14 protein-coding genes are annotated in these 20466 nt (G+C 68.4%); 10 read left to right on the top strand and 4 right to left on the bottom strand.

Annotation, left to right across the window (positions count from 1 at the left end; translation table 11 throughout):
• The first annotated feature begins 14 nt into the window (after positions 1–14).
• The 8 genes from dnaJ (at position 15) to AB0M14_RS18920 (ending at position 11408) form a co-directional block, all read left to right on the top strand.
• On the top strand, positions 15–1175 hold the full coding sequence (gene dnaJ, locus AB0M14_RS18955) for a molecular chaperone DnaJ (RefSeq protein WP_364996538.1): 1161 nt from the start codon (positions 15–17) through the stop codon (positions 1173–1175).
• Entirely contained in the window at positions 1175–1591 is a 417-nt protein-coding gene (locus AB0M14_RS18950; protein WP_364996535.1) for a helix-turn-helix transcriptional regulator, read from the top strand. The genes dnaJ and AB0M14_RS18950 overlap by 1 nt, the downstream gene beginning before the upstream one ends.
• A 540-nt stretch (positions 1592–2131) precedes the next feature.
• Positions 2132–3301 (top strand): globin domain-containing protein, encoded by a 1170-nt coding sequence (locus AB0M14_RS18945; RefSeq protein ID WP_364996533.1) that lies wholly within the window; start codon positions 2132–2134, stop codon positions 3299–3301.
• 568 nt (positions 3302–3869) lie between these two features.
• Positions 3870–6428, top strand: coding sequence for a LuxR C-terminal-related transcriptional regulator (locus tag AB0M14_RS18940; protein WP_364996530.1), 2559 nt, complete (start codon positions 3870–3872; stop codon positions 6426–6428).
• A 38-nt stretch (positions 6429–6466) separates the two neighbouring features.
• Positions 6467–7597: a hypothetical protein gene (locus AB0M14_RS18935; RefSeq protein ID WP_364996528.1), complete on the top strand. Its 1131-nt coding sequence runs from the start codon at positions 6467–6469 to the stop codon at positions 7595–7597.
• 166 nt (positions 7598–7763) lie between these two features.
• A complete protein-coding gene (locus AB0M14_RS18930) occupies positions 7764–9128 on the top strand; it encodes a S1 family peptidase (protein ID WP_364996525.1) in 1365 nt (454 codons plus the stop codon).
• A gap of 76 nt (positions 9129–9204) precedes the next feature.
• Positions 9205–10494 carry a S1 family peptidase gene (locus AB0M14_RS18925; protein WP_364996523.1) on the top strand — a complete coding sequence of 430 codons (1290 nt, stop codon included), beginning with the start codon at positions 9205–9207 and terminating at the stop codon, positions 10492–10494.
• Between the two features lie 71 nt (positions 10495–10565).
• The gene (locus tag AB0M14_RS18920) at positions 10566–11408 is read left to right on the top strand and encodes an NRDE family protein (protein WP_364996520.1); all 843 of its coding nucleotides are present in this window, start codon (positions 10566–10568) and stop codon (positions 11406–11408) included.
• 66 nt (positions 11409–11474) lie between these two features.
• Here AB0M14_RS18920 and AB0M14_RS18915 read toward each other — a convergent pair whose 3' ends face one another.
• Entirely contained in the window at positions 11475–12215 is a 741-nt protein-coding gene (locus tag AB0M14_RS18915; protein WP_364996518.1) for a hypothetical protein, read from the bottom strand.
• Positions 12216–12706: 491 nt separating this feature from the next.
• On the opposite strand from AB0M14_RS18915, the gene AB0M14_RS18910 reads away from it, so the two are divergent.
• Positions 12707–15850, top strand: coding sequence for a heterodisulfide reductase-related iron-sulfur binding cluster (locus AB0M14_RS18910; protein ID WP_364996515.1), 3144 nt, complete (start codon positions 12707–12709; stop codon positions 15848–15850).
• 88 nt (positions 15851–15938) lie between these two features.
• Here AB0M14_RS18910 and AB0M14_RS18905 read toward each other — a convergent pair whose 3' ends face one another.
• The 3 genes from AB0M14_RS18905 to AB0M14_RS18895 form a co-directional block, all read right to left on the bottom strand.
• Positions 15939–17090 (bottom strand): acyl-CoA dehydrogenase family protein, encoded by a 1152-nt coding sequence (locus tag AB0M14_RS18905; protein WP_364996512.1) that lies wholly within the window; start codon positions 17088–17090, stop codon positions 15939–15941.
• Positions 17090–18319, bottom strand: coding sequence for an acyl-CoA dehydrogenase family protein (locus tag AB0M14_RS18900; RefSeq protein ID WP_364996509.1), 1230 nt, complete (start codon positions 18317–18319; stop codon positions 17090–17092). The genes AB0M14_RS18905 and AB0M14_RS18900 overlap by 1 nt, the downstream gene beginning before the upstream one ends.
• A gap of 141 nt (positions 18320–18460) precedes the next feature.
• Positions 18461–18997 carry a YdcF family protein gene (locus AB0M14_RS18895; protein WP_364996507.1) on the bottom strand — a complete coding sequence of 179 codons (537 nt, stop codon included), beginning with the start codon at positions 18995–18997 and terminating at the stop codon, positions 18461–18463.
• Positions 18998–19124: 127 nt separating this feature from the next.
• Between AB0M14_RS18895 and AB0M14_RS18890 the strand changes: the two genes are divergently transcribed.
• Complete coding sequence (locus AB0M14_RS18890) at positions 19125–20447, top strand: UDP-glucose/GDP-mannose dehydrogenase family protein (protein ID WP_364996504.1); 1323 nt, start codon at positions 19125–19127, stop codon at positions 20445–20447.
• Positions 20448–20466 lie beyond the last annotated feature (19 nt).

Here is a 20466-nt window from a genome sequence, read left to right as displayed (position 1 = left end):
GGAGGAGATGCACAGTGAGCCAACGGGAGTGGATCGAGAAGGACTTCTACAAGGAGCTGGGCGTCTCCTCCAACGCCACGCAGGACGAGATCAAGAAGGCCTATCGCAAACTTGCTCGTGACCTGCACCCGGACGCCAATCCGGGGGATACCAAGGCCGAGGAGAAGTTCAAGTCCGTCAGCGAGGCGCACGCCGTGCTGTCGGACCCGGCCAAGCGCAAGGAGTACGACGAGACCCGCAGGCTGTTCGCGGGTGGCGGCTACGGTCGCGGCGGGTTCAATCCCAATGCGGCGGGCGGCTTCTCGCAGGACTTCAATATCGGTGACATCTTCGGCGGCGCCGGCGGCGCCGCCGACGGTGGCCTCGGTGACCTGTTCGGCGGCCTGTTCAACCGGAGCGGCCAGCGCCCCACCAGCCGCCCGCGCCGCGGGTCCGACGTGGAGACCGAGACGACCCTCGGTTTCCGGGAGGCGGCGCAGGGCGTCACCGTGCCGCTGCGCATGACCAGTCCGTCGCCGTGCACCACCTGCCACGGCAGCGGCGCGAAGCCGGGGACCAGTCCCCGGGTCTGCCCGAACTGCAACGGGACCGGCATCATCAGCCGCAACCAGGGCGCGTTCGGTTTCAGCGAGCCGTGCGACGACTGCCGGGGTTCGGGTTCGATCATCGATGACCCGTGCGTCGACTGCCACGGCAGCGGCATCCAGAACCGGACCCGCACCATCACGGTCCGGATTCCACCGGGTGTCAGTGACGGGCAGAAGATCCGGCTGGCCGGACAGGGCGAGGCGGGCCTGCGCGGCGCGCCCTCGGGCGACCTGTTCGTGACGGTGCACGTCAGCCAGGACAAGGTCTTCGGCCGCAACGGCGACGACCTGACCCTGGTCCTGCCGGTCAGTTACAGTGAATTAGTGCTGGGCACAACGGTTTCCGTGCCTACGCTGGAGGGTCGCGTCGGGGTGAAGGTGCCGCCGGGTACCGCCGACGGACGCATCCTGCGGGTGCGCGGTCGCGGCGTGCCCAAGCGCAGCGGCGGCGCCGGTGACCTGCTGGTCACCGTCAAGGTCGCGGTGCCACAGAAGCTGGATGACGAAGCCGCCGAGGCGCTCAAGCGCTATCAGGAGGCGGAGAAGACCAGCGGTTTCGATCCACGTGCGGGATGGGCAGGTTCGTAATGTCCCACAATGATCCGAAGAAGGCGCCGGGCTCGGGTTCCGGGGCGACGTCGCGGACCGAGTTCTTCGTGATCTCGGTGGCGGCCCAGCTGGCGGGTATGCACGCGCAGACACTGCGCACGTATGACCGCCTGGGTCTGGTGACGCCGCAACGCACTTCGGGCGGCGGGCGGCGCTACTCGTCCCGGGATGTCGAGCTGCTGCGCGAGGTGCAGCGGCTGTCCCAGGACGAGGGCGTCAACCTGGCCGGCATCAAGCGGATCATCGAACTGACCAATCAGGTCGAGGAATTGCAACAGCGGATGGGTGAGCTGGCCGCCGAGCTGGAGCGGCTGCGGGCGGGCTACCGGCCGGATTTCACGCCTCCGCAACGCAGTACGGCGCTGGTGGTCTGGAAGCCGCGACACCAGCGCTGACGCGCCAGCATCTGTTCAGCAACAGCACGGGCCCCGGGTCCCGGTCCGCCGGAAAGCGGACTGGATCCCGGGGCCCGTTTTGTTTGCCCGCAAACGGTAGCGGACCGTACGCCAGGTTTGCTGGCGACCACGGAGGTTAGCTGGCGAGCGGTAGTTGTCGGATCGTCCGGCGAATTCTTCGCCCGCCCAGGTCGCCGGATGCGGATCGGTTGCCGGACAAGGTAACTGGCGGTGCGCAGACTGTTGCCACATGATCGCTCTTCCTGTGACATTCGGGCGAATCATGCAAAACGGGTCAAGCGAAATCAACGAAAAACTGGCTGATTTCGCCACGAAACACTGAATACCAGTTGGTTTCCAAGGCTTTTCACATTTTGGCCCCTGGTTTTGGCGGAATTACACGCGTGATGTTTAAACAACTGATTCCGTAGCTGGCAAACCTCCCCTACACTCCAATCATCGGCTGCTGTTGAGTGACCCGCACTACTTTCACTCGCTGGCACGGCTTGTGTTCGAGCGCGGAATGGGGTTGTGACGCATATGGATTCGCGGACTGTCGCTTTGATCAGAACCACGTTCAAGGCGGTTGCTGCGGAGGAGTCCGGGCCCGAAAAGCTAGCCCGGTCCTTTTATTCGATCTTGTTCACCGAGTATCCCCAGACGCGCGATTTCTTCCCCGCCGCAATGGACTCCCAGCGCGACCGCCTGGTCCGGGCAATCTCCTACACCCTGGACCGGCTCGAAGAACCGAACAAACTCCTGCCCTTCCTCGCCCAGCTCGGCCGCGACCATCGCAAATACGGTGTGCGGGACGAGCATTACCAGGCGGTGGCGCACTCGTTGAAGACCGCGATGAGCCGCTTCGCCGGCAACGAGATGTGGACCGACGAGGTGGACCGGGCCTGGGACGAGGGTCTCACCCTGATCGCCGACACCATGATCGGCGCCGCCGCCAAGGAATCCACCCCGGCGGTATGGACCGGCACCGTCCTGGAACGACGGATGGTGCTGCGCAATCTGGCGGTGGTGCGGCTGCGGCTGGACCAGCCGATCCGCTACGCCGCCGGGCAGTACATCAGTGTGCAGGTCCCGGCGCGGCCGCGGATGTGGCGCTACCTCTCGCCGTCGGTCCCCGCGAATGCCAATGGTGAGATCGAATTCCACATCCGCGGCGTGCTCGGCGGCTGGGTGAGCCCGGCCATGGTCAACCAGACCGAGGTCGGGGATCAGTGGCTGCTCGGCTCGCCGCTGGGCGGGCTCGGCATCCCGCGCAACACCAAACGCAAGATGCTGATGATCGGCTGCGGCACCGGCATCGCGCCGCTGCGCGCCCAGCTCTTACAGATGGCGCAACGCCGCACCAACCCGAAGGTGCACCTGTTCGTCGGCGGGCACCACCCCTGCGATCTCTACGACCTGGAGACGCTGAGCAAACTCGCCACCGCGCACAAGTGGCTCACCGTGACACCGGTCGCCGAATACGATGAAAACCCCTGGTGGCATCTGGATTCCGGGGAGCCCGAACCGCCCCTGCCCGGGCTCGAACCGCGGATGACCGGGCAGATCGGCAAGGTGGTCGCCAGCTTCGGTCCGTGGGCGGACCGCGATGTGCAGATCGTCGGCTCCCCGTCGATGGTGCAGACCACCAAGTTCCGCCTGATGGCGGCAGGCACGCAAACCAAGAACATCCGGCACGACCCCCTGTTCTGACCCTGAATTCCCTTGGCTCGGGCGGTCTCGTCGTCCCCGCGAAGGTCGGGATCCAAGCGGGTGACGACTATCCGCATGTTGGCGACTGGATCCCGGCCTTCGCCGGGTCTGCGAATCCCCCGCGGCCACTCCCCCGCGCCGTGCCGCACGCGCCCTATCTGAAAAGGGCGCCCAGTTGAATGACTCCAGAGGCAGCGCCGCTTCGAATCATCGTAGACAATTGAATCGGCGTTTTACGGTAACGGCGGTTTGCCAGCAACCGACAGAACGGGTGGGTCATTCCGGACCCGAATTCCGCGGCAGCGGATTGTCAAGACCAGCATTGCCGGGGCATCCGGTTTCGAACGAGGTTCACCAATGACAGAGCGTGTGACGCCCGGCGACACTGTCGCAGCGTCGAATTCGGTCGTCTCGGCGACACGGGGGATTATCGGCGATACCGGGGCACGGTACTGCCCGACGGCGAGGCCACTACGCGGCCCGGATATGTTGCGCCACTGCGCAACCGGTGACAGAGTCGATCACGCGCCGGTAAGCTATGCGCTGGCAAACATGATCGGAGATTCGCGTGCCTGACATCGCATTCGACACGATGCCGTGTGCGCGAGACATCTTCCGGGAGCTGGATTCCGCCGCGGCCCGCCGCAACGCCCACGCCCCGGCCGTCCATCTGATCCGCGGCCGCTCCGGCACCGGCAAATCCACCTTGCTCGCGGCGATCCGGGCGCGGCTGCACGAGCAGGGAATTCCACTCTGCGACACCGTCTGCCATCCGTGCCCGGAGTCCGATCCGGCCGGGCCGCGCCCGGCGCTGCTGATCGACAACGCGCACACCCTGGGCGCCGATGATCTCCAATCGCTGTGCGAGATCATCGAGTCCGGGCGCTGCACCATCGTCGTCGCGGTGCAGCCGCGGCCGCACGATCCGTACCTGCGGGCGCTGACCGACGCGGTGGCGCGGCGCGGCCGGGTGCTCGACCTGCGCCCGCTCGGCGTCGCCGATATCGGCCCGTTCGCCCGGGAGCTCGGTATGACGGTGCCGCTGCATGTCGCTCAGCACATTCATCAGCACACCGGCGGAATCCGGGGCGGCGTGGTCACCGCGCTGGCCGCGGCCTGCTCGGCCCGCCTCGACGCCGGCATCCCCGCGGTCGACCTGGCCGTCACCCATTGGGCGCGCACCCTGCTCGACGATCTGGCTCCGGACCTGCTGGAAACCCTGGCCGTCGCGACCACGGGCACCGGGCTGGACTCCAGCGAGCTCACCGAGGTACTCGGCGTGGAACCCGCTGCCGCCCAGGCTCTGATCGACAGAGCCCGGGCAACCGCGCTGGTCACCGACGCCGACCTGCTGCTGGCACCGGCGATCGCCCCGCTGCGCACCCTGCTGGGCGACCACCGCTACCTCGCCGTGCAGCGACGCCTGTTCACCGCCCGCCTGGACGCCGGCCTACTACGCGACCACACCGCGTTATTACTGGCCGAATCCGGCGTCCGCGACCAGCAACTCGCCGAATTCCTCTGCGCCGCGGCCGAACATGCCGGTCGCGAGGCCGTGCGCTATTACGCGGCCGCGGCGGCCGCCGGCGCCGACCCCGATCAGATGGCGCTGCGCTGGGCCGAAGCGGCCGCCCAGACCGGCGACGGCGAGACCGCGATGCGCCTGGCCGAACCGATGCTGGCCCGCTCCGGCATCACCGGAACCGATCTCGCCGACGCCGTGCGCATCTGCGCGGCGGTGCTGACCCGCCGCGGCCTGGTCGGCCGCGCCGCCCAGCTCTACACCTGGCTCGGCCCGGACCGCACCGCCGCGGACTGGGCGGTCGGGGCGACCGTGCACTATCTCGCGGGCAATATCGCGACCGCGACGAAACTGGCGGAGTCGGCGCCGAACTGGCCGCCGACCGAGGCCAGCACCCAGGCCCGGCTGATCGCCGTCGCCCTGGCCGACACCCTCGCCGAGTCCGACTCCGAATCCCGGACCTCCGGGGCGGTTTCCGCGCTGGTGCAGGCCGCCGACAGCGGCCCCGGCGCGGACGTCTTCCTGCCGTGCACCGCGGTGTCCATCGCGGCTCTGCTCTGCCTGAGCACCGGCGCACCGCAACGCGCGGCCGATGCCCTGCAACGCGCCACCGCCGGCGGGCTGCGCTGCCATCAACTCCAGGTGCTCTCGGCCTGGACGTCCCTGCTCGACGGCGACGAGCAGGGCGCCGCGGCCACCGCCGGCGCCCTGACCTGGGATCGGCTCGACATCCGGGACCAGCTGCTCGCGCACGGCGTCGTGGTCGGGCTGGCCCGCCGGGCCGGCGACCACGCCGCGCTCACCCGGGCCTGGCAGGCCGCCTGCCCGCTGTTCGACGCGGTCGACGCCGACCTGCTCACCATGCTGCCGATCGGCGAACTCTGGACCGCGGGTGTGCTGCTGCACGAAGAACGCCGCATCGCCCCGCTGGTCGAGGCCGCACAGGCGCTGCTGCGCCGGGTACACCAGCCCTCCGGCTGGGCCAACGTCTTCCACTGGTACGCGGTGCAGGCGGCGATCGCGGCGCACAACCCGGAGCGGCTGCTCGCCGCGGCCCGCCCGCTCGACACCGCCGCTGCCGCGGGCGACCGGCACGCTGCCGCGCTCGCGCTCGCGGCCCGCACCTGGATCGCCGTGCTGCGTAAACAGATCGTGGCCACCCGGGTGGAGGCCGCGGTCGCCGGACTGCGCGGCTTCGGCCTGGCCCGGGAGGCCGCCCAGCTGGCCGCCGCGTCCGCCACGGCCGCCGCGGCCGACGCCGTCACCTCCGCCGCCCTCGGTGAGCTCGCCCGAAACGCCCGGGCCGAACTGCGTCCGCAGCAGCTTCCGGTGCCCGCGCCCGGGCCCGCCGCGGGCGCGAAACCCGCGCCCGCCGCCGAGGCCGAGGCGGTGCTGAGCGAACGCGAACGCGAGGTCGCCGAGCTGGTTCTGCTCGGTCTCACCTACCGGGAGATCGGCGCACGGCTATACATTTCCGCGAAAACGGTGGAGCATCATGTCGCCCGGATCCGACGCCGGATCGGTGCGACCTCACGCTCGGAGTTATTGTCGATGCTTCGCGCCATGGGGTGTGCGGCTCACCAGCAGGGCTCGCTACCGGTGTAGTTCCGGCGCGGTCGACCAGATCGAAGCGAGGAAATTGGATGGCCACTGGGGTGGGCCTGCGGATCGCCGAGGACGAGAGCACGGCGGCGATCGTCACCGACGCCGGCGAGCTGCAGTATGTCGTCCGTGAGTCGGTCCTGCACATGGCCGAGGACGGTGACACCGTGCTCGGCGGCCCGCCGCCGACCGGGAACTCGCATTCCATCAGCGGATTCATCGCCGCCGTCGGTGATCCGAACGGCCTGCCGGTCGACGACGGCGAGGCCTACCGGGCCGAGGACCTGGTCGCGACCGCGCTGTTCTGCCTGATCAATCTGACCGCCGAGCACCTCAGCGGCCCCGCCGAGTTCTACGCGACCCATCCGGCGCACTGGCTGAACCAGGACGTCCAGGCGCTCCGCGAAGCCCTGGACTACCTGGGCCTACGTTCGGTGGTGCTGGTCAGCGAGGCGGATCTGCCCGCGGTCGACACCGCCGAGCCGAACAAGGCGTTCGCCTACGACGCCGCCCGCGCCGCGCTCGCCGCGGTGCTCGCGACCCCGGCCGGCGCCACGCCGCCGGATCCGACCAACGCCGAGAACTCGACGGTGGTCACCGACATCATTCCCACGGTGCCCGCGGCCGCGGCGTCCGCGCAGGCCTATTCGGCCGCCCTGCCCGCCGCGTCGCCGCTGCCCGTGGTCGCGTCCACGCCGACGCCGACCGAGGTGCTCACCGGGCAGCCCGCCGACGCGCCCGAACCGGCCAAGAAACGCGACAATCGCATTCCGCTGCTCATCGCGGTCGCGGCGCTGATCGGTCTGGTGCTGGGCGGCATCGGCGTCGCGGTGCTGTTCCGCGGCACGGACAGCACCGAGGTCCCGCAGGTGCGCGACGCCAAGTCCGATCAGGCCACCGTCACCCCGACGATCGCGCCGCCGCCGGAGCCCGTCGCGCCGCCGACCACCACCGAGCCGCCGATCACCATCACCACGACCGAAGAGCCGGAACCGACGACCACGCCGCCACCGCCGCCGACCACCACGGCCGAGCCGACCACCACCACGCCGCCGCCGACCACCACGCGCCGGACCACCACCACGCGGCCCGGCTTCGGCGCGCCGCCGGCCTGGGAACCACCCGAAAACGATTGGACCCCACCGACGATCCTGATACCGGTCCCGAACTGAATCGGTCGATTCACTAGAGACCAACTCGGGTTTGTGCCCTAAAGTGATCCGCTGACCGGTGTTGCCGGAAAAATAGCGGAACCTCGGTCCGTTGCTGGGAAGACTGCGCGCCAACGGATCTGGTGCACGGATGTAGCTGGCACGCCTGTGCCTACGAAGGGACTTCATGCGCAAGTTGGTGGCGCGTCGCGCCGCGGTCAAGGCAGCCTCGATCGGCATCGCCGCGACCGTTCTCCTCGCCCCCGTCCTCGCCACCACGCCCGCCTCGGCGGAACCGTCGGAACCCGCGCAGTTGACTGTCGAAAACTTGCCCGCGGAACTCGCCCAGGCCATCGAGCGCGACCTGAAGATCTCCCCCGCGGAGTACCTGGAGCGCGCCGCGAAGGCCCAGCTGCTCAGCACCTACGCCCGCGACTTCCGGGCCGCCCAGCCCGACACCTACGCGGGCGCCTGGATCGGCCCGGACGGCAAACCCGTTGTGGCCGTGACCTCCCCGGACGCCGCGAAGATCGCCGCGGCCGCCGGCTACCAGACCCGCCTGGCGCCGGTCTCCGCGGCCAAACTGGAAACCTCGCTGACGCAGGTGAACCAGTGGATCGGCACGCTGCCGGTGAGCCTGTCCGACGCGATCAACTCGGTCGCCATCGACTTCCTGAACAGCCAGCTGGTGCTCAGCGTCGCCAACACCACCGTCGGGCACGCGCTGAACCTGCCGACCCTGATCGCCAACGTGAAGGTCGTCCTCTCGCCCGGCGGCGGCGGTCCGGTGGAGCGGCGCCCGATGGGCGGCGACACCTACATCAGCGCGCCCAAGGCGCTCAACGACACCTCGCTGGAGGGCGTCGACGTCTGCTCGTTCGGTTTCAACAGCACCGACGCGGCCGGCAACGCGCTCAATATCAGTGCGGGACACTGCAACCCGAACCTGGGCAAGGCCGACGAGAAGGCCACGGTCTACTACCCGAACGTCAAGGACATCCCGAACAGCGTCGAACTCGGCACCTTCGTCTCGGCCAAGGTCGGCGGCGACAGCGGCCTGGACTACTCGGTGATCCAGCTGACCGATCGCGCGGTGCGCTCGGGCATGGATCAGCCGTCGGTGCGCGGCGCGAACGGCACCACCCTGACCATCACCGGCACCGCCGAGCCGATCACCGGCGCCCCGATCTGCAAGTCCGGCCAGTCCTCCACGTTCACCTGTGGCTTCGTGGTCGCGGACCGGGTCGAGACCCAGCTCTACACCGCCGACGGCGTGAGCCGGATCGTGCGCGGCTTCGCCAGCTCGGCCTGCACCCTGGGCGGTGACAGCGGCGGCGCGATCGTCTCCGGCACGCTGGCGCTCGGCATCACCAGCGGTTCCAACGTCGCCGACGCCCCGAACTGCAACGAGGCGAACACCGCGCTGGCGCCCTACGGCGGCACCGCCACGCTGGGCATTCCGATCCGGCCGATCCTGGCCGACATCGACGCCTCCGCGGGCGGCGGTCTGGGCAGCGGCATCAGCATTCGCACCCGCCCAGTCGCCGGATAACGCGGGCAAATCGATAGTTCGGCGAAACAGCATCTTTGGAGTAGTGATACCGGACGGGACCCCATATAGTTTCGGCATGCGTCTGCCAAGTCTGGGAAAGTTCCGTTCGAAATCCGCGATCGCCGCTTCGGCGGCGATTCTGCTGTTCGCACCGACTGCCGCGGTGGCGAACGCCGAACCCGAACCCGCCCCGGCGCCCGCTCTGCCCGCCGAGCTGATCGCCGCGGTCACCCGTGACCTGAAGATCTCGCCGGAGGAGTACCTGCGCCGGGCCGATGTGTCCCAGCAGCTGGCCACCTTCGCCACCACCGCGCAGCGTCAGTTCCCCGAGGTCTACGGCGGCTCCTGGCTGAACGAAGCCGGGCAGGCCGTCGTCGCGCTGACCCAGGGCCCCGGCGCCGACGAGGCCCGCAAGGCCGCCCAGGACGCCGGCTTCGAGGTCCGCGCCGTCGCCAAGAGCGAATCCGCGCTACGCGGTGAGAAGTCCGCGTTCCAGCGCTGGCTGGAGGAGCAGCCGGCGCCGGTCGCCGCCCTGATCCGCGGCGTCGCGATCGACACCGTCAACAACAGCATCGCGGTGCGGGTGGACCAGCCCGGCCTGCCGATGCCGAGCTTCATCGACCCGTCCCGGGTCCTGGTGATGGCGCCGCCGGTCGCCGCCGAGCAGCTGCCCGAGGCCGCCCCGATCGCGGGCGCGATCGACCGCGCCTCGCTCACCGGCGGCGACGGCTACGCCTCGGTCGCGGGCCGCTCCTCGCTGCGCTGCTCGTTCGGCTTCAACGGCACCCAGGGCGGCAAGACCGTCAACATCACCGCCGGGCACTGCAACCCGGCCCTCGATCAGCCCACCGCCGTGCACGAACTCGTCGGCGACCGGCTCGGCAACCAGCTCGGCTCCTTCCAGAAGTCGGTGCTCGGCAGCCAGGATTACTCCATCGTGCGGATCGATGATCAGCACAAGGGCCGCTTCGACAACAGCGGCGTCAAGGTGAACGGCGCCGCGCCGATCATCATCGAAGGCGTGGCCACCCCCGTGGTCGGCGCCCCGGTCTGCAAGTCCGGTTCGCGCACCGGATTCAGCTGCGGCGTGGTCAACGCCGTCGACCAGACCGTGCAGGTCGGCGACCGCGAACTCACCCAGAGCTTCTCCGCCAACATCTGCGCCCTGCCCGGCGACAGCGGCGGCCCGATCGTGACCGGCCGGCTGGCGCTCGGCATCTCCAGCGCGTCCTCGGTCGCCGACTACCCGGTCTGCGCGATCCCGGAGTTCCTGGGCATGCTCACCGGCAACGCGCCGCAGCTGTTCGCGCAGCCGCTGAACGTGGTGCTCTCCGACAACCCGGGCCTGCGCGTCAACACCAACTGACGCTCGCCGTGTGAAAAGGCCGACAGCCGTGCGCTGTCGGCCTTTTCACATTTCTGAGGCACTCTCTAGTTATGTGTTTGGTGTTGCTGGGCTGGCGCGCGCATCCGGAGTACCGGTTGATCGTCGCGGCCAACCGGGACGAGTTCTATACCCGGCCCGCCGAGCCGATGCGGTGGTGGCCGGAGGTGCCCGGCGTGCTGGCCGGGCGGGACCTGGGCGCGCGCGGTGGGATCGGCACCTGGCTCGGGCTCGCCACCGCCGCCGGGCGGTTCGCGGGAGTCACGAATGTGCGCAACCCGAAAGGTGAACGCGCCGACGCTCGTTCCCGCGGATCGCTGCTCATGGATTTCTTGCGCGGCGACCAAGATCTCGATGGCCCCGGGAAGTACCTTCAGGACGTCGCTGCGGCACCGGACGACTACAACGGATACCACGTGGTGGTCTCGGATCTCGCGACGCTCTGGTGGCATTCCAACGGCAGGCCCGGGCAACCGCGGGAATTGGCCCCCGGCTTCCACGGCCTGTCCAACGGCCGGTCGATCGCCTCCGCCGCACCCGGCCCGGCCGCCGAACTGAGCGCGCCGGATCCGATCTGGCCGAAGGTCCGCGACGGCCTCGACGGGCTGCGCAAAGTGGTGGAAACCGAACCGGGCGCGGTCGAGAAGTATTTCGAGGTGCTGGCCGACCGGACCGAAGCGCCCGATGAGCACTTGCCGGACACCGGGATTCCGCGGGCGCTGGAGCGGGCGGCCTCGGCGCGGTTCGTCGCGCACCTGGCGCACGGGACCAGGGCGAGCACCGTGCTGCTGGTGCGCGAGGACGGCACCTTCGAGATGGCCGAGCGCAGCTTCGGACGACTGGGACGGCGCGCGGGACAGGTCGCGTTCAACGGAACCCTCGACCTGCCGGACTGACCGTGCAACGCCGAGTGGCCCGCTCCCGGTTCGGGAACGGGCCACTCGGGCCGTGCTGTCCAGCTGTTACTTCGGCTGGTTCGCGTTCATGTTCTGGTCGCTCCACTTGCTGGTGCCGGGAGCGGCCTGCATGGTCTGCAGCAGATCCATACCGGCGAGCGCCAGCGCGGGGCCGCCGATGGCGACCGTGCCGAGGATGCCGCCGATGCCGGCGCCCGCGACGGCGGCCGGAATGCAGCCGATGCCGAAGAGGGGCAGGCCGAGGATGCAACCGACGATGCCGCCGACGACAACACCGAGCGCGGTGCCGACGAAGCCGCCCACCGCGGTGGCCAGGCCGAACTGGGTGGTGAAGTTGTTCATCGCCCGCTGATCTTCGATCGGCGAGGCGACGGGCTTGACGTTGACGGTGTTGATCACCTGGTCGGCGGGCAGGGCGGCCGGACGCTCGGGCAGCAGCTCGAGCACCTTGCCGTCTTCCTTCACGACCGGCTTGACCGGCACCGAGATGCCCGCGACGTCGAACTTCATCGGCATGCTCATCACGAGCGCGCCGGTTTCGTCCTTGATGTTCGCGACCTCGGTCAACGTGGGCTTGGCGGCCGGGTCAGCGGCCGGTTCTTCCACCGTCGAAAGCTCGAACGTTCCCCCTTGGAGCTTCGCAACGACGGTCTTGTCCACCAGCTTCACCGAGTACTTGAGCTCGGCGGGAGCGGGAGCGGCCGGGTCAGCGTGTGTGGTCCCCATACCCACGGTCATCGCACCGATGACCAACGCTGCAGCCGCGGTGGTTCTGCGGAAGTTCATTCAGTTTCCATCCTTCATCAGGGTTGTCCGCGAGCCAGGCCTTCGTCACGCGAGATCGCTCTTCAACCCGAAAGGTGGTTGGGCCCTTACGGATTCTCCCCGAGCAGTGTGAAGACAGGTTTATGCAAACAGAACGAGCCGAGCGTAATCGAATCGCAGCAAAGATGCGAGATCCATTACGCGATCAGCACATTTCGGCCACGAGTCGGTACAACGCTGAGTACTAAGCCTGTCCTTACCGCATGGACCGCTGCGGCCGCCGTTTACGGTGGTAATTCGCCCGGACTCACGAGGGATGGGTACCGATCGGGTGAAATTGCTCACAGGCGATTTGCAGGTCAAGCCCCAGTAAGAGGGGGCACTACGCAACTACCGATCGTACAATGAGTCACATAAGTTACCCGTGAGTAACTTACTGGCGGTTACGATACGAGCCAACCGTGGTCGGCAGGCCACGACAACTCGTGTTGCCTCGAAAGAAAGGTCGCGACATGAATGCCCTGACAGTGACGCTGGGCGTGATTGGGGCGGCGCTCACCCTCCTGTGCTGGGCGTCGTTCATCGACGGCGTCCGCAAGATCGCGCGCACGGTCATGCTCGGCCAGAGCGCGCCGGATCGGTGGCGGCCGTTCATCCCTCGCTTCAAGCAGATGATGGTGGAGTTCCTCGCGCACACGCGCATGAACAAGTTCCGCACCGTCGGCTGGGCGCACTGGCTCGTCATGATCGGCTTCCTCGCCGGCTTCATCCTCTGGTTCGAGGCGTACGGGCAGGCGATCGACCCGCACTTCCATTGGCCGATCATCGGCAGCTGGGGCATCTACCACCTGATGGACGAGATCCTCGGCATCGGCACCGTCGTCGGCATCGTCACCCTGGTCGTCATCCGCCAGCTGAACCATCCGCGGGTGCCCGAACGGCTGTCCCGGTTCAGCGGTTCCAAGTTCGGCCCGGCGTACGTGATCGAGTCCATCGTCTTCGTCGAGGGCCTGGGCATGGTCTTCGTGAAGGCCGGCAAGATCGCGACCTACGGCGAATCCCACACCTGGTCGGACTTCTTCACCCAGCAGGTCGCGAAACTGCTGCCCGCCAGCCCGGTCATGGTGTCGATCTTCGCCCTGATCAAGCTGCTCTCCGGCGCGCTGTTCCTGTTCCTGGTCGGCCGCAACATCACCTGGGGCGTGGCCTGGCACCGGTTCTCGGCCTTCCCGAACATCTACTTCAAGCGTGAAGACGACGGCGGCGTCGCCCTCGGCGCGGCCAAGCCGCTGACCATCGCGGGCAAGCCGGTCGACCTGGAGGCCGTCGAAGAGCTCGGCGAGGACGCCGTTTTCGGCGCCGGCAAGTTCGAGGACTTCACCTGGAAGGGCATTCTCGACTTCACGACGTGTACCGAATGTGGCCGCTGCCAGTCGCAGTGCCCGGCCTGGAACACCGGTAAGCCGCTCTCGCCGAAGCTGCTGATCATGTCGCTGCGCGACCACGGTTACGCCAAGGCGCCGTACCTGCTGGCCGGGGAGAACAAGGACAAGGTCGCCGAAGCCGCCAAGGCCGAGGCGGAGCGCCCGCTGGTCGGCGGCGAGGACGTCAACGGCATCATCGACCCCGAGGTGCTGTGGTCCTGCACCACCTGTGGCGCCTGCGTCGAGCAGTGCCCGGTCGATATCGAGCACGTCGACCACATCATCGATATGCGCCGCTACCAGGTGCTGATCGAATCGGAGTTCCCCTCCGAGCTCGCGGGTCTGTTCAAGAACCTGGAGAACAAGGGCAATCCGTGGGGCCAGAACGCCAAGGACCGGCTCAACTGGATCAACGAGATGGACTTCCAGATCCCGGTCTACGGGAAGGACGCCGACTCGTTCGACGGCTACGAGTACCTGTTCTGGGTCGGCTGCGCGGGCGCCTACGAGGACCGCGCCAAGAAGACCACCAAGGCGGTCGCCGAATTGCTCGCCACCGCCGGCACCAAGTTCATGGTGCTCGGCCAGGGCGAGACCTGCACCGGTGACTCCGCGCGCCGCGCGGGCAACGAGTTCCTGTTCCAGCAGCTGGCGCAGCAGAACATCGAGACCCTGAACGAGGTCTTCGACGGTGTCGAGCAGTCCAAGAAGAAGATCGTCGTCACCTGTGCGCACTGCTTCAACGCGCTCAACAACGAGTACCCGCAGGTCGGCGGTACCTATGAGGTCGTGCACCACACGCAGCTGCTGAACCGCCTGGTGCGGCAGAAGAAGCTGGTGCCGGTGGCCTCGGTGACGCAGAACGTCACCTACCACGACCCCTGCTACCTGGGCCGGCACAACAAGGTCTACAACGCTCCGCGTGAGCTGATGGAAGCCTCGGGTTCGACGCTGATCGAAATGCCGCGGCACGGCGAACGTTCCATGTGCTGTGGCGCCGGTGGCGCGCGCATGTGGATGGAGGAGCAACTCGGCAAGCGCATCAACGTCGACCGAGTCGACGAGGCGCTGGCGACCATCGATTCCTCGCCCGGCGCGGGCACCAAGATCGCGACCGGCTGCCCGTTCTGCCGCGTCATGCTCTCCGACGGCGTCACCGCGCGCCAGGACGACATCGACGCCGCCGACCGGGTCGAGGTCGTGGACGTCTCCCAGCTGATGCTGGACGCGATCACCCGCGTCGACGCCAAGCAGCTCGGCGAGAACCTGGTCGTCATCCAGGAACCCAAGCAGGCAAAGGCCGAACCGCAGCCCGAACCCGAACTGGTTGCCGCCGAGGCGGAAACCAAGGCACCGGCGGCCAAGCCGGCCGGTGGCGGTCTGGCCATGAAGGGCGGCAAGGCGCCCGGCGGCGGCTTGGCTATGAAGGGCGCGAAAGCACCCGGTGGCGGCCTGGGCATGAAGGGCGCTGCCAAGGCACCCGGCGCGAAGGCCGCCGAACCGGCAGCCGACGAAAAGCCCGCCGCCCCGGTCAAGGGCCTCGCCATGAAGGGCCCCGCCAAGGCACCCGGCGGCGGTCTCGGCATGAAGGGCGCTGCCAAGGCACCCGGCGCGAAAGCCGCCGAACCGGCAGCCGACGAAAAGCCCGCCGCCCCGGTCAAGGGCCTCGCCATGAAGGGCCCGGCCAAGGCTCCCGGCAAGGGCTTGGCGATGAAGGGTGCAGCGAAAGCACCCGGCGCGAAGGAAGAGTCGGCTCCGGCCGAGGCTCCGGCCGCCGAAACCCCAGCCGCTCCCCCGGTCAAGGGCCTCGGCATGAAGGGCAAGGCGAAGGCCCCCGGCGCGAAGGCTCCGGCAACCCCGGCCCCGGCCGCACCGGCGGAAACCCCCGCGGAAACCCCGGTCGCCGAAGCGGCTCCGGCCCCGGCCGAAGAGGTCAAGCCGACCGTCGCGCCCAAGGGCCTGGCCATGAAGTCCGGCTTCAAGCGCCCCGGCCCGAAGGCGCCGGGCGCAGCGGCCCCGACTACTGCCCCTGCTGAGCCGGCTCCGGCTGAACCCACCGAGGCCGAACCTGCCCCGGCAGCCGAAGCACCGGCATCCGCCCCCGTGGAACCGACCACCGAGGCGGAACAGCCCACCAATGGCAACGGCACCACCGCGGTGGCTCCGCCGACCGCCAAGCCCGGCGGCCTTGGCTTCAAGTCGGGCGCGAAGGCCCCCGGCCGGAAGAACTAGCAGCACCAACAGAATTCGGCCCCGGATCCACCATGGATCCGGGGCCGAATTTGTTGCGCTTCCAACCTGTGCGGTCAGCCGGGGACGACTAGGCGGACTGTGTCAGCTTCGCGTAGCGGGCCAGATGCGCGTCGCTGGTGCCGAATTCGGATTCGATGGCGGTCAGGCGTTTGAAGTAGTGGCCGATGGCCAGTTCTTCTGTCATGCCCATCGCGCCGTGTAGCTGCACGGCGTTCTGGCCGATGAAACGGGCCGCACGCGCGATGGTGACCTTTGCGGCGGAGGCGGCTCGTGCTCGCGCTTGCGCGCTGCCGTCGAGGGCGTAGATCACCAGGTAGGTGGCGGCGATGGCCTGTTCGAGCTCCATGTACATGTCGACCATGCGGTGTTGCAGCGCTTGGAAGCTGCTGATCGGGACGCCGAACTGCTGGCGCTGCTTGGCGTATTCGACGGTGTCGTCGAGAACTTTGCTCATGCAGCCGACCGCTTCCGCGCAGATCGCCGCGATCGCTTCGTCCAGCGTGGGTTCGATCGCCGCCCAGGCCGCGCCCTCCGCGCCGAGCAGTGCGTCGGCCGGGAGACGGAACTCGGCGAAGGTCAGGTCGGCGGCGAGACGGTCGTCGATGGTGCGGTAGGAGTGCACCTCGACGCCCGCGGGCGGGTCGGCCGGGTCGAATTCGGTGAGGAACAGCGAGATTCCGGCCTGGTCGCGACGTGCGCCGGCGGTGCGGGCCACGATGATCAGGTGCGTCGACAGCGGCGCGCTGGTCACCACCACCTTGCTGCCGTCCAGCACCCAGCCGTCGCCGTCGCGGCGAGCCGTGACCGAGACGTCGTGCAAGGTCTGCCCCGAGGCCGGCTCGAGTGCGGCGAAGGCGGTGCGGGCCTCGCCCGAAACGATCTGGCGCAGTACCGCGTCCGCCTGCTTGCCGCCGGTCCGGCGCAGCAGTCCCGCACCGAGCACGACGGTGTCGACATACGGTTCGACGACCAGCGCGCGACCGAGTTCTTCGGCGATGACCATCAATTCGACCGGCCCGCCGCCCATGCCGTCCGCATCCTCGGGCAGCGTGGCGCCGAGAATGCCGAGCTCGTCGGCGAATCCGCGCCACACCGCCGGCTGCCAGCCGGCGCCGGTCTTCACGGCGCTGCGGCTGCGTTCCAAGTCGTAACGGGCGCTGAGGAATCCGGCGAGCGCCTCGCGCAGAAGTTCCTGCTCCTTGGTGAGTGAGAAGTCCATCAGAGCCCCAATGCTGCTTTGGCGAGGATGTTTCGCTGAATTTCGTTGCTGCCCGCGTAGATCGAGCCGGCGCGGTCGTTGAAGTAGTGCAGCGGCGCGACCGCCTGCCACTCCTCGCCGCTGACGTAACCGTCGGCGGGCGCGGTGTATTCGGTGACCGGGCCGCCGGGCATGCTCGCGTGCGGCTGGTAGACCCGGCCGCGCGGTCCCGCCGCTTCCAGCTTCAGTTCGGTGAGCTTCTGGCTCAGTTCGGTGCCGAGCACCTTGAGCATCGAGGACGCCGGGCCGGGGTTCTTGCCCCGCGCCATCGCCGACAGCGTGCGGTATTCCAGGATTTCGAGCACCTCGGTGCGAATCCTGGCTTCGGCCAGCTTGTTCGCGAACGCCGGATCCTGGATCAGCGGAGTGCCGTCGGGCCCGGTCTGCTCGGCCGCCGCGGCGGCCACGTCCTCGGCCAGCACCTGCAGGAACGGCGACAGCGCCCCGCCGCGCTCATGGATGAGCAGGTATTTCGCGACGGTCCAGCCTTCGTCGACGCGCCCCAGCACGTTGGCTTTGGGCACCCGCACGTTGTCGAAGAAGACCTGGTTCTGCACTTCTTCGCCGGAAGTCATGACCAGCGGCCGGATTTCGATGCCCGGTGCGGTCATATCGATCAGCAGGAACGTGATGCCCTGCTGCTTCTTCCCGGCGCGCGAGGTGCGGACCAGGCAGAAGATCCAGTTCGCCTCGGTCGCGTGCGTCGTCCAGATCTTGCTGCCGGTGCAGATCAGGTCTTCGCCGTCTTCGACCGCCGCCATACTCAGCGACGCGAGATCGGAACCCGATTCCGGCTCCGAATAGCCCTGGCAGAAGAAAACCTCCCCGGTCAGGATGCGCGGCAGGAAGAAGGCTTTCTGCTCCGCGGTGCCGAACGCGATGATCGCGTGCGCCACCATCCGAATGCCCATCGGGGACAGCAGCGGGGCCCCCGCCAGCGTCAGCTCGCGCCCGAAGATGTAGTGCTGCGTCAAGCTCCACGGCTGCCCGCCGAACTCCACCGGCCAGGCCGGCGCCGCCCACCCCTGCTCATGCAGGATGTGCTGCCACTCCATGCTGGCTTCGTGATCCGGGTACACGCTCGTCGCCAGCCGCCCGGCGCGCCGCAGCTCCGGCGTCAGCTTCGCCTCAAGGAAGCCGCGAACCTCGTCCCGGAAGGCCAGATCTTCAGCTGACCAGTCGTATTCCATCTGCCCTCCCAGAGGGGTTTGCCACACTGCATCACCGCAGGCCAGAACCGGCCCACCAGCGCCAATGTAAGCCTGCCCACCTCCGAAATCAAACTGATGCCACCCGCCCGCAGTTGACCAGGCATTCTGCGCGGAACCGGCTCAGCAGTCCTCGAAGTAGGCCTTTATATAGGCCGCGGATTGGTAGACGTAGTCGTAGGCCCAACGGGCCGGGGAGAGGTCCGGCCGGGGATCGGCGAAGCGGAGGTCGCCGGGCCAGCATTTCTGGAGGATGTAGCGGGCGCGGGAGATGTGGGGGGTGAAGGTGACGACGATGACGCTGCGCCAGTTGTTGGCTCGGGCGAGGCGGGCCAGTTCGCGGCCCTCCCCGCGGGTGGTGCGCGGCGCAGGGTCGAAGCAGGTGACGCGGAAGCTGTAGCCGCCGTGGCAGATTCGGTTGATCATCGGGCTGTTGGTGTAGGGGTCGGAGAAGACGACCCAGGGCGCGTAGCCGTCGCGGGCCAGCCGCAGGCCCAGTTGTTCCCGGCCGTCGTGGGCGCCGCCGAGGACCAGGATGGCGTCGGCGGGGGCGGGCGGATCGGTGCGGGGGCGAACATAGACCGGCCAGAGGGCGGTGATCGCGGTCGCGAGAACGACGACGAGGCCGAGCAGAAGCGGAGTCGTTCGTTTCCGGCGCACCGACCAGATGCTAGCGCGATCACATAAGCCCAGGTCATCACACCGCACACCGCTTGTACATCTGATGTTGCCGCGAGCCTTGCTTCGAGGTCGGGGCATGGCCATGGTGGCGGATTACCAATCGATCATGCGTTGCACAGTCTTCGGAACCGGGTACCTCGGGGCTACGCACGCGGCGTGCATGGCCGAACTCGGGCATGACGTGATCGGGGTGGACGTCGACCCGGGCAAGGTGGCGAAGCTGTCCGACGGGGTGGTGCCGTTCTACGAGCCAGGATTGGAAGAGGTGCTGCGGCGCAACCTCGACGCGGGACGGCTGCGGTTCACCACTTCCTACGCCGAAGCCGCCGCGCATGCGGACGTGCACTTCCTCGGCGTCGGCACCCCGCAGAAGAAGGGCGAGTACGCCGCAGACCTGAAATACGTGCACGCCGTGGTGGATACGCTCGCGCCGCTCTTGGATCGGCCGTCGGTGATCGTCGGAAAATCGACGGTGCCAGTGGGAACCGCCGCGGCACTGGGCAATCGGGCGCGCGCCCTGACCTCCGCCGCGGTGGAGGTGGCGTGGAACCCGGAGTTCCTGCGCGAAGGTTTCGCGGTCCAGGACACGCTGCGCCCGGATCGGCTGGTGCTGGGCGTGGATCAGGACCGCGAGAACGCCGCCTGGGCGACCGGACTCGTGCGCGAGATCTACGCGGACCTGATCGACAACGAGGTCCCCTTCCTCCTGACCGACCTGGCCACCGCGGAATTGGTCAAGGCCTCCGCCAATGCCTTTCTGGCAACGAAGATCTCGTTCATCAACGCGGTCTCCGAGGTCTGCGAGGCGACCGGCGCCGACGTCACCATGCTGGCCGACGCGCTCGGCTACGACGCCCGCATCGGCCGCCGATTCCTCAACGCGGGCCTGGGTTTCGGCGGCGGCTGTCTGCCCAAGGACATCCGCGCCTTCATGGCCCGCTCCGGTGAACTCGGCGCCGACCACGCGGTGGCCTTCCTGCGCGAGGTCGACAACATCAATATGCGCCGCCGCACCAAGGTGGTCGACATGGCCGCCCGCGCCTGCGGCGGTTCGCTGCTCGGCGCGAACGTGGCGGTGCTCGGCGCGGCCTTCAAACCGGAATCCGACGACGTGCGCGACTCCCCCGCCTTGAACGTGGCCGGAATGATTCAGCTGCACGGCGCGGTCGTCACCGTGTACGACCCGAAGGCCGTGGAGAATTCGCGCCGCGTCTTCCCCACGCTGAACTACGCCACCTCGGTGGCCGAGGCCTGTGATCGCGCCGACGTCGTCCTGGTATTGACCGAGTGGGACGAATTCACGGCACTGCGCCCCGCACAACTGGACCGCGTGGTGCGGGCGCGGTCCATCATCGACGGCCGGAACTGTCTCAATCGTGCCACCTGGAGAGCGGCGGGATGGGTGTACTCGGGTCTCGGCACCCCGTAGAGTCGCAGTTCGACGCTGT

The sequence above is a fragment of the Nocardia sp. NPDC051832 genome (genome assembly GCF_040681285.1).
Lineage (GTDB): Bacteria > Actinomycetota > Actinomycetes > Mycobacteriales > Mycobacteriaceae > Nocardia.
This window is presented reverse-complemented; position numbering and strand designations above follow the sequence as displayed.

What these genes read in the sequence shown, in the direction of transcription:
- AB0M14_RS18925 (WP_364996523.1), top strand. Translation starts at nt 9,205, where the DNA reads ATGCGTCTGCCAAGTCTGGGAAAGTTCCGTTCGAAATCCGCGATCGCC.
- AB0M14_RS18945 (WP_364996533.1), top strand. Translation starts at nt 2,132, where the DNA reads ATGGATTCGCGGACTGTCGCTTTGATCAGAACCACGTTCAAGGCGGTT.
- AB0M14_RS18935 (WP_364996528.1), top strand. Translation starts at nt 6,467, where the DNA reads ATGGCCACTGGGGTGGGCCTGCGGATCGCCGAGGACGAGAGCACGGCG.
- AB0M14_RS18890 (WP_364996504.1), top strand. Translation starts at nt 19,125, where the DNA reads ATGCGTTGCACAGTCTTCGGAACCGGGTACCTCGGGGCTACGCACGCG.
- AB0M14_RS18905 (WP_364996512.1), bottom strand. Translation starts at nt 17,090, where the DNA reads ATGGACTTCTCACTCACCAAGGAGCAGGAACTTCTGCGCGAGGCGCTC.
- AB0M14_RS18900 (WP_364996509.1), bottom strand. Translation starts at nt 18,319, where the DNA reads ATGGAATACGACTGGTCAGCTGAAGATCTGGCCTTCCGGGACGAGGTT.
- AB0M14_RS18930 (WP_364996525.1), top strand. Translation starts at nt 7,764, where the DNA reads ATGCGCAAGTTGGTGGCGCGTCGCGCCGCGGTCAAGGCAGCCTCGATC.
- AB0M14_RS18910 (WP_364996515.1), top strand. Translation starts at nt 12,707, where the DNA reads ATGAATGCCCTGACAGTGACGCTGGGCGTGATTGGGGCGGCGCTCACC.
- AB0M14_RS18920 (WP_364996520.1), top strand. Translation starts at nt 10,566, where the DNA reads ATGTGTTTGGTGTTGCTGGGCTGGCGCGCGCATCCGGAGTACCGGTTG.
- AB0M14_RS18915 (WP_364996518.1), bottom strand. Translation starts at nt 12,215, where the DNA reads ATGAACTTCCGCAGAACCACCGCGGCTGCAGCGTTGGTCATCGGTGCG.
- AB0M14_RS18950 (WP_364996535.1), top strand. Translation starts at nt 1,175, where the DNA reads ATGTCCCACAATGATCCGAAGAAGGCGCCGGGCTCGGGTTCCGGGGCG.